The sequence below is a fragment of the Sandarakinorhabdus rubra genome (genome assembly GCF_010994245.1).
GTDB lineage: Bacteria > Pseudomonadota > Alphaproteobacteria > Sphingomonadales > Sphingomonadaceae > Sandarakinorhabdus > Sandarakinorhabdus rubra.
Window position 1 is genome coordinate 1 of sequence record NZ_WMHO01000053.1, and the last position, 13,364, is coordinate 13,364.

General features: G+C 68.0%; 15 protein-coding genes. 10 read left to right on the top strand and 5 right to left on the bottom strand.

Annotated elements, in window-relative coordinates:
- The 4 genes from queG to GJV64_RS05060 all read left to right on the top strand — a co-directional run.
- Positions 1–1,035, top strand: a 1,035-nt coding sequence (gene queG / locus GJV64_RS05045) for a tRNA epoxyqueuosine(34) reductase QueG (protein WP_235927605.1), incomplete at its 5' end; no start/stop codon positions are given.
- A complete protein-coding gene (locus GJV64_RS05050) occupies positions 1,032–1,952 on the top strand; it encodes a carbon-nitrogen hydrolase family protein (protein ID WP_164156188.1) in 921 nt (306 codons plus the stop codon). The genes queG and GJV64_RS05050, both read left to right, overlap by 4 nt.
- A gap of 24 nt (positions 1,953–1,976) precedes the next feature.
- Positions 1,977–3,536, top strand: a complete 1,560-nt coding sequence (locus GJV64_RS05055; protein WP_164156189.1) for a helicase HerA-like domain-containing protein — start codon at positions 1,977–1,979, stop codon at positions 3,534–3,536.
- The gene (locus GJV64_RS05060; RefSeq protein ID WP_164156190.1) at positions 3,533–4,543 is read left to right on the top strand and encodes an NADP-dependent oxidoreductase; all 1,011 of its coding nucleotides are present in this window, start codon (positions 3,533–3,535) and stop codon (positions 4,541–4,543) included. The genes GJV64_RS05055 and GJV64_RS05060 overlap by 4 nt, the downstream gene beginning before the upstream one ends.
- A 9-nt stretch (positions 4,544–4,552) precedes the next feature.
- Here GJV64_RS05060 and GJV64_RS05065 read toward each other — a convergent pair whose 3' ends face one another.
- Entirely contained in the window at positions 4,553–6,034 is a 1,482-nt protein-coding gene (locus GJV64_RS05065) for a S41 family peptidase (RefSeq protein WP_164156191.1), read from the bottom strand.
- Between the two features lie 192 nt (positions 6,035–6,226).
- Here GJV64_RS05065 and groES point away from each other — a divergent pair, with 192 nt between their 5' ends.
- Entirely contained in the window at positions 6,227–6,541 is a 315-nt protein-coding gene (gene groES, locus GJV64_RS05070; protein ID WP_164156192.1) for a co-chaperone GroES, read from the top strand.
- An 87-nt stretch (positions 6,542–6,628) separates the two neighbouring features.
- Positions 6,629–8,278 (top strand): chaperonin GroEL, encoded by a 1,650-nt coding sequence (gene groL, locus GJV64_RS05075; protein WP_164156193.1) that lies wholly within the window; start codon positions 6,629–6,631, stop codon positions 8,276–8,278.
- A gap of 141 nt (positions 8,279–8,419) precedes the next feature.
- On the opposite strand, the gene GJV64_RS05080 is transcribed toward groL, so the two are convergent.
- Positions 8,420–8,779 (bottom strand): hypothetical protein, encoded by a 360-nt coding sequence (locus GJV64_RS05080; protein WP_164156194.1) that lies wholly within the window; start codon positions 8,777–8,779, stop codon positions 8,420–8,422.
- Entirely contained in the window at positions 8,776–9,588 is an 813-nt protein-coding gene (locus tag GJV64_RS05085) for an SDR family NAD(P)-dependent oxidoreductase (RefSeq protein WP_164156195.1), read from the bottom strand. Before GJV64_RS05085 ends, GJV64_RS05080 begins: the two co-directional genes overlap by 4 nt.
- A 112-nt stretch (positions 9,589–9,700) precedes the next feature.
- Here GJV64_RS05085 and GJV64_RS05090 point away from each other — a divergent pair, with 112 nt between their 5' ends.
- Positions 9,701–10,273, top strand: a complete 573-nt coding sequence (locus tag GJV64_RS05090; RefSeq protein WP_205599530.1) for a TetR/AcrR family transcriptional regulator — start codon at positions 9,701–9,703, stop codon at positions 10,271–10,273.
- Here the strand turns inward: GJV64_RS05090 and GJV64_RS05095 are convergent.
- Complete coding sequence (locus GJV64_RS05095) at positions 10,264–10,419, bottom strand: hypothetical protein (RefSeq protein ID WP_164156197.1); 156 nt, start codon at positions 10,417–10,419, stop codon at positions 10,264–10,266. The two genes, GJV64_RS05090 and GJV64_RS05095, sit on opposite strands and share 10 nt — an antisense overlap.
- Before the next feature lie 55 nt (positions 10,420–10,474).
- On the opposite strand from GJV64_RS05095, the gene GJV64_RS05100 reads away from it, so the two are divergent.
- The gene (locus GJV64_RS05100) at positions 10,475–11,104 is read left to right on the top strand and encodes a class I SAM-dependent methyltransferase (RefSeq protein WP_164156198.1); all 630 of its coding nucleotides are present in this window, start codon (positions 10,475–10,477) and stop codon (positions 11,102–11,104) included.
- On the opposite strand, the gene GJV64_RS05105 is transcribed toward GJV64_RS05100, so the two are convergent.
- The gene (locus GJV64_RS05105) at positions 11,094–11,933 is read right to left on the bottom strand and encodes an MlaA family lipoprotein (RefSeq protein ID WP_164156199.1); all 840 of its coding nucleotides are present in this window, start codon (positions 11,931–11,933) and stop codon (positions 11,094–11,096) included. The two genes, GJV64_RS05100 and GJV64_RS05105, sit on opposite strands and share 11 nt — an antisense overlap.
- 70 nt (positions 11,934–12,003) lie before the next feature.
- On the opposite strand from GJV64_RS05105, the gene GJV64_RS05110 reads away from it, so the two are divergent.
- Positions 12,004–12,939 (top strand): ArsR/SmtB family transcription factor, encoded by a 936-nt coding sequence (locus GJV64_RS05110; protein WP_164156200.1) that lies wholly within the window; start codon positions 12,004–12,006, stop codon positions 12,937–12,939.
- Positions 12,939–13,364: methylenetetrahydrofolate reductase (locus tag GJV64_RS05115; protein ID WP_205599531.1), on the top strand; the 426-nt coding region annotated here is incomplete at its 3' end. The genes GJV64_RS05110 and GJV64_RS05115, both read left to right, overlap by 1 nt.

The window sequence follows — 13,364 nt, forward strand, 5'->3', positions numbered from 1 at the left end:
GCCGAGGCCGCGCGGCTGGGCTTTGCCGCCTGCGGCGTGGCGCACGCCGATGCGGTTCCGGAGGCCGGCGCCCGCCTGCGGCAGTGGCTGGCCGATGGCTGCCACGGCGACATGATCTGGATGGCAGCCCGCGCCGATGAACGTGCCTCGCCAACGGGCCTGTGGCCGGCGGTGAACAGTGTCATCATGCTGGGCACCAGCTATGCGCCGCCGCTCGATCCATTGCGGCTGGCGGGCCAGGGCGATACCGGCGTCATCTCGGTCTATGCCTGGAACCGCGACTATCACGATCTGATTAAGAAGCGGCTGAAGGCGTTGGCACGCTGGCTGGTCGATGCAGCCGGCGGAGAGGTGCCAGACCCTCAGGTAAAGGTGTTCGTCGACACCGCACCAGTGATGGAAAAGCCGCTGGCCGCCGCCGCCGGGCTGGGCTGGCAGGGCAAGCACACCAACCTCGTGTCGCGCCAGCATGGTTCCTGGCTGTTTCTCGGCGCCATCTACACCACGCTGGAACTGCCACCCGACGCGGCCCATGCTGACCGTTGCGGCAGCTGCACCCGTTGCCAGACGGCGTGCCCCACGCAGGCCTTTCCAGCGCCCTATCGCCTCGATGCCCGGCGCTGCCTCGCCTATCTGACCATCGAGCACAGCGGCCCGATCCCGGAGGAACATCGCGCCCCGATGGCCAACCGTATCTATGGCTGCGATGACTGCCTGGCCGTCTGCCCGTGGAACCGCTTTGCGCAGGCGACGGAGGAGCCTGCCTTCCTGCCGCGCGCCGAATTGACCGCGCCGAAGCTGGCCGATCTGCTGGCGCTTGACGATGCCGCGTTTCGGGCGCTGTTTTCCGGCTCTGCCATCAAGCGGATTGGGGTGAATCGGTTCCTGAGGAACTGCCTCTATGCCGCTGGTAACAGTGGCGAAGCTGATCTGATCCCGGCCGTCGCTGCGCACCGTGACAGCCCCGATCCGGTGCTGGCCGACGCCGCGGCCTGGGCCCTGAAGAAGCTTGGCGCAAGATTGGAGGCTGCATGACCATTCCCACCGGAACCGCCCGCCTTGCTGCCCTGCAGATGGGCAGCCGGGCCACCACCGCCGAAACGCTGGCCGCGCTGATGGCCCGCCGCGACGAGCTGACGGCGGCCAAACCCGATCTCCTGGTGCTGCCCGAGGCGCTGCTCGGCGGCTACCCCAAGGGCGCCGATTTCGGTGTGCGGCTGGGCTATCGCACGCCACAGGGCCGCGACGCGTTCCGGCGATACTGGGAACAGGCGATCGAACTTGATGGCCCCGAGGTGGCGGCGCTTGGGGAACTGGCTGCCGACATCGGCTGCACCATGGTGGTGGGCGCCATCGTGCGCGCCGGCGCGACCCTGCACTGCATGGCCCTGCACGTCGCCCCCGATGGCAGCCTGGCCGGGCAGCGCGGAAAGCTGATGCCGACGGCCGCCGAACGGCTGGTGTGGGGGCAGGGCGGCCCCGAGGACGTACGCGTATTTGAAAGCCCGGTTGGCCGCATAGCGCCGGTCATTTGCTGGGAAAATTTCATGCCGCATTTCCGCGCCGCACTCTATGAACGCGGTATCACCATCTGGGCGGCGCCGACGGTGGATGATCGCCCGCAGTGGGAGGTGGCGATGCGCCACATCGCCCATGAAGGCCGCTGTTTCCTCGTCTCGGCCTGCCAGTGGCTGCCGCCGGGCGAGACTGCGCTGGGGGACCCCATCACGCTGCGCCACGCGCCCGCCGACGTGCCGCTGATCGCCGGCGGCAGCCTGATCGTCTCGCCAATGGGGGAGGTGCTGGCCGGGCCGCTGCGGGGCAGCGAGGGATTGCTGGTGGCCGAGGTTGATCTGGCCGACGTGGTGCGCGGCCGCTTCGATTTCGATGCCGCTGGCCATTATGCCCGGCCCGACATCTTCAAACTGGACGTGACTGCACCAACACGCTGAAACTGCCGGCCGGAGGAGATTCACGTGACCGATTCCCTGTTCATCGGCCTGTCGGACGAGGATGTGCCACAGAGCCTCGTCCTCAAGCGCGCCAACCGCCACGGGCTGATCGCGGGCGCCACCGGCACCGGCAAGACCGTCACGCTGCAGGGGCTGGCCGAAGGTTTTTCCCGCGCCGGCGTCCCGGTGTTCCTGTCGGACGTGAAGGGCGATCTCGCCGGCATGGCCAGGGCCGGCAGCGAGGCCGCCGGCTGGACCGGCAAGCGCGCGCTGGAGCTGAAGATCGCCGATTATGATTATGAGGCGATGCCGGTGGTGTTCTGGGACCTGTTCGGTGAGCAGGGCCACCCCATCCGCACCACCATTTCCGAGATGGGGCCTCTGCTGCTGGCCCGGCTGATGGGGCTGAACGACACCCAGGAAGGCGTGCTGTCGATCGCCTTCAAATACGCCGACGACAATGGCCTGCTGCTGCTGGATCTGAAGGACCTGCAGGCCATGCTGGCGTGGTGCGCGGACAATGCCGGTGAGCTTTCAGCCCAATATGGCAATGTGACCAAGGCCAGCGTCGGCTCGATCCAGCGGCAGTTGCTGACGCTGGAAAGCCAGGGTGGCGCCGCCTTCTTCGGTGAGCCGGCGCTCGATATCAGCGATTTCATCGCCTTGGATGACAAGGGCCGCGGCCGCGTCAACATCCTCGCGGCCGACAAGCTCATGCAGTCCCCGCGCCTCTATGCCACTTTCCTGCTGTGGCTGCTGGCCGAGCTGTTCGAGACGCTGCCCGAGGTGGGCGATCCCGACAAGCCGCGGCTCGTCTTCTTCTTTGACGAAGCCCACCTGCTGTTTGACGAGGCGCCGGACGCGCTGCTGGACAAGGTGGAGCAGGTGGTGCGCCTGATCCGGTCGAAGGGCGTCGGTGTCTATTTCGTCACCCAGAACCCCATCGACATTCCGGAGAAGGTCGCCGGCCAGCTCGGTAATCGGGTGCAGCACGCCCTGCGCGCCTTCACGCCGCGCGATGCCCGCGCCATCAAGTCGGCCAGCGAGACGTTCCGCCCCAATCCGCGGCTCGACGTGGCCCGCGTCATCACCGAGCTGAAGGTGGGCGAGGCGCTGGTTTCCACCCTGATGCCCGACGGCGCGCCCTCGCCCGTGGAGCGCACCCGCATCGCACCGCCGCGCAGCCGGGTCGGCCCGATCACGCCCGGCGAGCGCATGGACGTGATCAACGCTTCCCCTTACGCCGGCACCTATGAGGAGCTGGTTGACCGCGAATCCGCCCACGAACTGCTGCTCCTGAAGCGCGAGGAGCGCGGTGCCCAGGCTGAGGCCGAGAAGCAGGCCGCGCTGCAGGCCAAGCTGGACGCCCAGGCCGCCAAGGAACAGGCGCGGGTCGAGGCCCAGCGCCAGCGCGAGGCGGCACGGCTGGAAGCGGCGAGGGCGAGGGCAGCGGCACGGCCCACGGCCACCCAGAAGGCGGTGGAGGCGGCCGCGCGATCGGCTGCCAGCAGTCTTGGTCGGCAAGTGGCCGGCAGCCTGGGCAAGAGCCTGGTGCGCGGCATATTGGGGAGCCTGTTCAAATGACGACAACCCGCAAATGGCTGCTGAAGTCGCGGCCCGTAGGCCCACTGAAGGACAGTGATTTCGACCTTGTTACTGTACCGCTGCCGGCGGTGGGCGAGGGGCAGTTCCTGGTGCGCCTCACGCATTTCTCCTTCGATCCCACCCAGCGCGGCTGGCTTGGCGGCGACACCTATCTGCCGGCCGTGCCGATCGGCGGCGTGGTGCGCGCCGGCGGCATCGGCGAGGTGGTGGAGAGCCGCCACCCCGGTTTTGCCGCCGGGGATATCGTGCAGGGCACGTTTGGCTGGCAGGAGCACTGGCTGGGCGACGGCACCACCGAAACCGGCCCGGTGACGAAGCTGCGCGCCGGCGTGACGCCCGAACAGGCGCTGGGCGTGTTCGGGGTAACCGGCCTGACGGCCTGGTTCGGCCTTACCGAGATTGGTCAGCCCAAGCCGGGCGACACGGTGCTGGTCTCGGGCGCGGCGGGGGCGACCGGCAGCGTGGTGGTGCAGGTGGCCAAGGCGCTTGGGTGCACGGTGGTCGGTATTGCCGGCGGGCCTGAGAAATGCCGCTGGGTGCAGGAGGTGGCCGGCGCCGATGCCTGCATCGACTATCGCGCCGGCAATGTCGCCCGCGCCATCCGCGAGGCGGCGCCCAGGGGCGTCAACGTGGTGTTCGAGAATGTCGGCGGCGAGATCCTCGATGCGGCTCTGGCCAACCTGGCGCTCAGGGCCCGGGTGGTGCTGTGCGGCGGCATCTCCAGCTACAATGACACCGCCGAGGACCGCTCGCCTGGCCTTCGCAACTACATGAACCTCACCGTGATGCGCGGGTGCATGGAGGGTTTCATCATTCTCGATTTCGCCAAGCGCTATGGCGAGGGCGTGGCGGCGTTGTCAAAGCTGATGGCCGAGGGCAAGCTGAAGACCGCCGAGGATGTGGCGCATGGCTTCGAGAACTGCCCGGCCACCCTGCGCCGCCTGTTCGAAGGCAGGAATTTCGGCAAACAGCTGCTAAAGGTCTAGAACAGCCGCTCAGAAGAGGCCGGGTATCTCGTGCTGGGCAGCGCTTGGACGGCGCGCGCGCAGCAGGGCCGGTCTTGTCCGCTCCACCACCGTGGTCGACTGAATGCGCTGGTCGGCAGCGGCAACGAAGGACTGGCAGCTGCCGCCGGGACGCAGTGCGTCCATGGCGCGCATCGTCATCGATTCACCGGGCTCACCCATCTGCAGCGAGGGAATGTCCTGCGCCGCGCAGGTGCGGCCGCCGCGCGCTGCAAAATCAGGCGCAAGGCCATTGAAATAATCGCCCTGGCGGTTGGCATTGTCTGTGGCGAAGGCGACGATCCGCAGGCGGTCGTCGCAAGCCGGGCGATCGATGGCGATCTGGCCCACCGGCTTGCCGCTGGTGTTGCTGCCAACCAGGTGGATGTTGCCCTGCGTGTAGGGCAGCATCGAATTGATCACCAGCTCGCTGGCCGAGGCGCTGTCCTCGGTGGTGATGAAGGCCAGGCCTGTGGGCGCAATGCTCTGGCTGAGCGGGCGGAACAGGCGCGTTTCATTCTCGGCGCTCTTGGACGCGCGGAAGCGGGTGAAGCTGAACACGTCGGATGGCAGCCGGTTTCGGCCCATCAGATCGCCCATCTCCTCGGCCACGGTGACCAGGCCCCCGCCATTGTAACGGAAATCGATGATCACGCGATCGACGGCGGCGCTGCGAAACCGGTCGAAGGCTTCGCGCAGCGGCGCCCGCGCGGAACTGATGAACGTGCGCAGATTGACATAGCCGACCGTGCCACTGGTGTCCGCCCGGAACGAGACGCCGAAGCGGGGCGACACCGGCGGGATGTTGAACACGGCCTTGGTGATGGTGACGGTGCGTTCCGACTGTCCGACGGGGGCGAACCTTATGGCGCGGGTGACGCCGGCGGCAGACGGGCCGAAGGCATCGGCGACCGCAAGGCTGCCACCACTGGCAAACAGATCGGCCACCGGGGTCAGCTGCTGCTCGCTTGGTCCGATGGCGGTGATGCGGGCGCCGCGGTCGATCCCGGCCGTCAGCGCTGGCGCGAACTCGTATGCATCGAGCACGGTGAGTTCGCGATTGGCGCTGTCATAACGCAGCTGGACGCCAAAGGCGGCGGTTTCGCCTTGCGTGATGAAGGCATCCTCCTCGGCGATCGAGGTGGCAAAGGTGAAGAAGCGGTCCTTGTTCTGTGCCCGCGCCGTGGCGGTGAGCGCGTCGATGAAATCATCGAGCGTCGCATATTGCGCCGGGTTGATGCTGGCCGGCAGCGTTTCGGGGAACAGATACCATTCACGGATCTGCGCCTCGGCCCACAGCTGCCGGTCGCGCAGGGTGCATTGACTGCTGGTTGGGGTGGGCGTCGGGGTGGGCGTTGGCGCCGGTGATGGCCCGGCGCCCGGGCTGCCGCCGCCACAGGCAGTCAACAACAGCGACGCGATCGTGGCAGACAGGATGGCGCGCCTGCTGGAGGCGGGAAGGCGGTGGGGCATCAAGGGTTTATCGCCCGCATTCTTGCCGCCTGTCCAGCCGGGCGCCTGGAAAAAAGGGTCGCAGGGCAGCCGATGGCGGCGGCGGGCCTTGACGGCGCTGGTCCCCACAACCATATGCGCACACAGCTGTTGGCACTCGCATCTGTCGAGTGCCAACAGCGGCGAAATTCACGAAACACGAGAGAGGGACATATGGCATTCCGTCCGCTTCATGACCGCGTGCTGGTGCGCCGCGTCGCTGCCGAAGAAAAGACCGCAGGCGGCATCATCATCCCCGACAGCGCCAAGGAAAAGCCGCAGGAAGGCGAAGTGGTGGCCGTGGGCACCGGCGCCCGTGCCGAAAACGGCACCATCACCCCGCTGGAGGTGAAGGAAGGCGATCGCATCCTGTTCGGCAAGTGGTCGGGCACCGAGGTGAAGCTGAATGGCGAAGACCTTCTGATCATGAAGGAAAGCGACATTCTGGGCATCATCACGGCGACCGCCGAAGCCCGCAAGGCCGCGTAAGGCCGCTGGCCTGCCACAGCTGGCGGGCCGATTTTCGTTCAATCTGCCATGCCGGCCTGGCCGGCGTGAAACAAAGGGATTTGCAACATGGCTGCCAAGGACGTGAAGTTCAGCCGCGACGCGCGTGAGCGCATCATCCGCGGTGTCGACATCCTCGCCGATGCGGTGAAGGTGACGCTCGGCCCCAAGGGCCGCAACGTGGTCATCGAAAAGTCGTTCGGCGCCCCGCGCATCACCAAGGACGGCGTGTCGGTCGCGAAGGAAATCGAACTGAAGGACAAGTTCGAGAACCTGGGCGCCCAGATGGTGCGCGAAGTCGCTTCCAAGACCAACGACGCTGCCGGTGACGGCACCACCACCGCCACAGTGCTGGCCCAGGCCATCGTGCGCGAAGGCATGAAGTCGGTTGCCGCCGGCATGAACCCGATGGACCTGAAGCGCGGCATCGATCTGGCCGTCACCAAGGTGGTGGCTGATCTCCAGGCGCGTTCCAAGCCGGTGTCTGGCTCGTCGGAAATCGCCCAGGTCGGCACCATCTCGGCCAACGGCGAGACCGAAATCGGTGACATGATCGCCAAGGCCATGGAAAAGGTCGGCAAGGAAGGCGTGATCACCGTCGAAGAAGCCAAGGGCATGGACAGCGAGCTGGACGTGGTCGAAGGCATGCAGTTCGACCGTGGCTATCTGAGTCCCTACTTCATCACCAATGCCGAGAAGATGCAGGTGGAGCTCGACAACCCCTACATCCTTATCCACGAGAAGAAGCTCTCCAACCTGCAGGCGATGCTGCCGGTGCTGGAAGCGGTGGTGCAGTCGGGCCGTCCGTTGCTGATCATCGCCGAAGACGTGGAAGGCGAAGCGCTGGCCACCCTGGTGGTCAACAAGCTGCGCGGTGGCCTGAAGGTTGCCGCCGTCAAGGCGCCGGGCTTCGGTGATCGCCGCAAGGCAATGCTGGAAGACATCGCCATCCTGACCAATGGCGAGATGATCAGCGAAGACCTGGGCATCAAGCTGGAGAACGTGACGCTCGCCATGCTGGGCAAGGCCAAGCGCGTCACCATCGACAAGGACAACACCACCATCGTTGATGGCGAAGGCTCGGCCGACGCGATCAAGGGCCGTGTCGAACAGATCCGCGCCCAGATCGAAGTCACCACCAGCGACTATGACCGCGAGAAGCTGCAGGAGCGGCTGGCCAAGCTGGCCGGCGGCGTCGCCGTGATCAAGGTCGGCGGTTCGACCGAAGTCGAGGTGAAGGAGCGCAAGGACCGGGTTGACGATGCCCTGCACGCCACCCGCGCCGCCGTTGAAGAAGGCATCGTGCCGGGCGGCGGCACTGCGCTGCTCTATGCCACCAAGGCGCTCGATGGCCTGAAGGGCGCCAACGACGACCAGACCCGCGGCATCGACATCATCCGCAAGGCGATCACTGCCCCGCTGCGCCAGATCGCCAGCAACGCCGGCCATGATGGCGGCGTGGTGTCGGGCAAGCTGCTGGAAGGTGGCGACACCACCATCGGCTTCAACGCCCAGACCGAGGTGTATGAAAACCTGGTCAAGGCCGGCGTGATCGATCCGACCAAGGTGGTGCGCACCGCGCTGCAGGATGCGGCCTCGGTCGCCTCGCTGCTGATCACCACCGAAGCAGCCATCACCGACCTGCCCGCCGACGAAAAGGGCGGCGCCGGCGGCGGCATGCCCGGCGGCATGGGCGGCATGGGCGGCATGGATTTCTGAGATTGAGTTGGCTGGCGGCAGCGCAAGCTGCCGCCAGACTCAATGAAATCCGGCCAGCGAACGAAAAGGGGCGGCCCCACGGCCGCCCCTTTTTGATTCGTCTGACGGCGCGGCTTTGCCGCGCCTCTTTCTTCCTTCTCTCTACTGCCCCCGCGCTCGCAACCGCCACACCGCCGCGGCATTGACCAGCCCGAACAGCATCAGCCCCGCCATTGCCATCAGGAACAGCGTGGCGAGCGGTGCGCCCAGCGCCACCGCCGCCGTCGCGCCGCCGCCGATGCCGTCGTTCGACATCGTGCCCATCAGCACGAAGACCGGCAGAACCAGCGCAACCCCGGCCACGGCCGCCGTGCCCAGCCGGCTCACCCACCAGGCCTCCAGCATCGCCACGAAGGTCTGCGCGAGTATCACAAGGATAACCGGCGCCGTCAGCCGGGCCAGTGTCGGTGCGATCGACCCGTGCAGGATGGCCTGGCGCCGGGCCTCGATGGCCGTGGTCACCGGGTCATTCCCGCCATCACCTGCTGCAGGATCAGGGTTCGCCCGCGCCGCGGCAGTGGCATCAACGCGAATTCCAGCCCCTTGGCCAGCCAGCCGGGGCGCACGGTGCCGGCGTGGCCCAGCGAGGCCACGATGCCGCGGGCCACCGCATCCGGCGTGTCCGCCAGCCCCATGGTCATGCCGGCGCGGGCGGCAAAGCCGCTCTTCACCGGGCCGGGTGCGACCGCCAGCACATCGATTCCATCGCCGGCCAGTTCCAGCCGCAGCCCTTCGGCCAGCACCTGGATGAAGCCCTTGGTGGCGGCATAGTTGGCGGCGCGCGGCACGCCCTGGAAGCCGACCAACGAGGACAGCAGCACGATGGCGCTGCGCCTGCCAGCACGGCCGCGCATCTGCGCCGCGAGAGCGTGGGTGAGGGCGACCACAGCGCGGCAGTTGACATCGATCATCGCCAGCTCGGTCTCGATATCGTTGGCGAGGAACGGTCCCGCGGTGCCGAAGCCCGCCGCCGCCACGAACAGCCCGATATCATGGCTGGCGGCGGCCTCGCAGGTGGCTGAAATGCCGGCGCTGGTTCCCAGATCGGCGGCCAGCACGTGGCAGACGATGCCATGGCGCGCCCTCAGCCGGTCTGCCAGCGAGTCCAGTTCGGCCTGCCGCCGCGCCACCAGCACGAGCGCGAAGCCGGCGGCGGCCAGCCGTTCGGCGCAGGCCCGTCCGATGCCATCGGAGGCACCGGTGACCAGCGCCACCGGGCCATAGCGGGCGGCAACAGCAGTGGCAGGACGGCTTTGCTGACGGCTGGCCATGCGGCGGCTCCGTGGCAGCCCGGCGCGGCTGCCGGGAGGGAGGGAAGGGGGCCGCGAGTGTCAACCTATCATTGATAGGTTGACAGCGGAAGTCAATGGGACAGATTGGGGCGTGAGCGAGACCGATGCGCCCCCCCGCCGAGAGCAGATCCTGGCCGCCGCCGGTGCGCTGTTCGTCGCCCACGGCGTGCGCCAGGTGACGACCCGGCAGATCGCGGCAGCCGTGGGGATCAGCCAGCCCTCGCTCTATGCCTTTTTCCCCAGCCGCGATGCCATTGCGGTGGCGATCTGCTGCCGGGCCTTTGGTGAATTGCGCCAGCGCCTGGATGCGGCCAGCAGCGGCGCGGCGGGCGCGGCGCGGTTCGACCGCCTGGCGCGCGCCTATGTGCGCTTCGGGCTCGACCATCCGACCGCCTATCGCGTGGCCTTCATGGCCGATCTTCCCGATCACAGCCGCGCGGAGCGGGGTGACGTGCTGGCGGCCGGGCTGGACGCCTATGCCGTGCTGCACGCTGCTGTGGCGCAGACGCATGGCGCGGCGGCCGACATTGCCGCCCAGTCGGCCTGGGCGGCGCTGCACGGGCTGGTGGCTTTGCTGCTGGCCCGGCCGGATTTTCCCTGGGCGGAGCGTGAGGCCCTTATCGACCACCATGTCGCCCTGACAGGGCGGATGCTCTACGGCTGAGACGGCGCGTCGGCCTCTGCTGACGCGGCAGCCACGTCGGCATTGGCCTTGTCGATCACGGCCTGCTGGTTGCCCTGTGGGGCCTCTTCCTGCTTGCCGCAGGCAGTCAGCAGCAGGAGAACAAGCGCGAGGGCAGGGCGGGACATGTCCTCACGATAACCAGCGCTGGCCGGCCCGCCAAGCCCGTGCCACCATTCGCGCATGGGCCTGTACAGCGAAACCATCTTTCCCTGGCTGCTCGATGCCACGCTGTCCCATCCGCGCATCATGGCACGGCGGCAGGCGCTGGTCGCGGGCGCACGCGGCGACGTTCTCGAAATCGGCTTCGGCTCTGGCGCGACATTGCCCTTCTATGATCCCGCGACCGTCTCCAGCCTGACGGTCGTCGAGCCGTCCGAAGGCATGAACCGGCGTGCGGCGGCCCGGCTGAAGGACAGCCCGGTGCCGGTCCGCTCCGTCCCCGGCGCCGGCGAGCGGTTGCCGTTCGGCGATGCCAGCTTTGACACGGTGGTTTGCTGCCTCACCCTGTGCAGCGTTGCCGACGTCGGCCAGGTGCTGGCCGAGGTGAAGCGCGTGCTGAAACCGGGCGGGCGTTTCCTGTTCCTTGAACATGTGCTGTCCGATGATCCTGCCCGCCAGCGCTGGCAGCACCGGCTGACCCCGATCCAGAAGGTGATCGGCGTGGGCTGCCATCTCGACCGGCCGTCGGCGGCGCTGGTGCGGGCAGCCGGGTTCCAGCTCGATCCCCTGCCGGCCCTGGAGGAGGAACCGGCCTTCGGCGCGATGAAGCCGCTGGTGCCACTGGTGATGGGAGCGGCGATCAGGGTGTAGGAGCGGCCGCTGGCAGTGCCGGGGTCGGCGATGCAGGGGCCGGCGGCTCGGCGGCGGGCTCTGGTTCTGCGGGCTCGGCGAATGGGTCTTCCTCTGCCGGCAGCTGGCCGTCGAACAATTGCAGTCGCCGCCGCTGCAGGAAGGCCGAGCGGGCCAGCGCATAATCATCGAGACTGTCGGCCAGCAGCGCGTCCGCCCCGGTCTCGATCAAATTGTTGCGGGCGTTGAGGATACGCCCGCCGGCCACCGCGATCCGCACATCCCACCCCGGTGACAGCCAGGCATTGCGGATGAAATCGGCCGGATCGATGAAGAAATCGACAGGCGTCATGATGCCGTCGCGCAAGGTGGAGGGGCCGAACAGCGGCAGCACCATGTAGGGCCCGGCCTTCACCCCCCAGCGCGCCAGCGTCTGGCCGAAATCCTCCGGCTCCTTGGGCCGGCCCAGCCCAGTGGCGACATCGGCGACACCGGCCACCCCCAGCGTGCTGTTGAGAAGGAAGCGATCAAGCGTGCGGAAGGCCTGCGCGAACTTGCCCTGCAGCACGGCGTTCACGAAGTTCGCCGGCTCGCCATAATTGCCATAGGCGTTGGACACAGCGGTGCGCGCCGGTTTGGGCACCACGGCGCGATAGCCGCTGGCCACCGGCTTCACCACCCAGCGGTCCAGCCCCTTGTTGAAGGCCCACACGCGGCGGTTGCTGCGCTCCCACGGGTCGGCCTCGGCGCGCGACAGATCGGTGCTGCCGGTGGTCGTGCAGGCCGCCAGCGGCAGCAGCAAGGCCACGAGGAGAAGGGCGGGCGGGCGGCGCATGGCCTTGGTTGACATGCCAAAACCGCTTCGGCAACAGGCGGCGCTGGCGCTTGACGGATATAAAGATATCTTTATATCAACATGTGTGGAGCTTCTGCTGGCCATTTTTCGCGCGCTGGGTGATCCCAGCCGCCTGCGCATCCTGCTGCTGTTGCGCGGGCTGGAACTCGCCGTTGGCGAGATTGCCCGCGTTCTCCAGCAGAGCCAGCCGCGCGTCTCCCGTCACCTCAGGATCATGGCCGAGGCCGGTCTGGTCGAGCGGGTGAAGGAGGGCGCATGGGTGTTCGTGCGGCTCGGCCCCGCCGCCACCACGTCGCCCGTGCTGGCGGCCATCGACGCACTTGCCGGGGCTGATGATCTGGCCGCTGCCGATCGCGAACAGCTGGCCGTGGTGCGCGCCGAGCGCCGCGCCGCGGTGGAGGCCTGGTTCGACGATCACGCCGCGGCATGGGAACAGGAGCGCTCGCTGCACAGCCGCGAGGCCGGGGTGGAAGCGGCGATCCGCGCGGCACTTCTCGATGGTGGATCATTGGGCGATCTGGTCGATGTCGGCACTGGCACGGGGCGCATGATCGAACTGCTGGGCGGGCAGGCAAGGACAGCGCTGGGCATCGACCGCAGCCCGGAAATGTTGCGCCTGGCCCGCAACCGGCTGGATGCGGCGGGGCTGGCGCAGGCCCGCGTGCAGGCCGGTGACATGTATGCGCTGCCGCTCGGCGCCGCGGCGGCCGACACGATCGTGCTGCACCAGGTGCTGCATTTTGCCGACGATCCCGCCGCTGTGCTGGCCGAGAGCAGCCGCGTGCTGCGCCCCGGTGGCCGGCTGCTGGTGGTTGATCTGATGCCCCACGAGAACGAGGCGCTGCGCGCCGAGCGCCGTCACCTGCGGCTGGGATTTGCCGAAGAGGCGGTGCTGGCCTGGCTGGCCGAGGCCGGGCTGCAAGGCGAGGTGGCGGCACGGCTGCCGCCCGAGGCCCGCACGGAGCTGGGCGTGACCCTGTGGATCGGAAGGAAGCCCTGATGACGGCCCTGACCCTGAACCAGATGGCGGAAGCGGCGCGCGCGCTGAACAGCCCGCTGTTTGCCGATCTGCCCGGCGACTTGCAGGTGAGTTTCGAATTCTTCCCGCCCAAGACGCCGGCGATGCAGGAAAGCCTCTGGCAGGCGGTGGAAACGCTGGTGCCGCTTGGGCCCCGCTTCTTCTCGGTCACCTATGGGGCCGGTGGCTCCACGCGCGAGCGCACCCACGCCACGGTGGCACGCATCGCGCTGGAAACGCCGGTGGCGGCCGCTGCCCATCTCACCTGCGTCAACGCCACTGCCGACGAGCTGGAGACCATCGCCGATGACTATTGGGCGGCCGGCGTGCGCCATATCGTGGCGCTGCGCGGCGACCCGCCGGCCGATCCGGCGGGCGGCCCGGCCCGCTTTGCCCCAGTGCCCGGC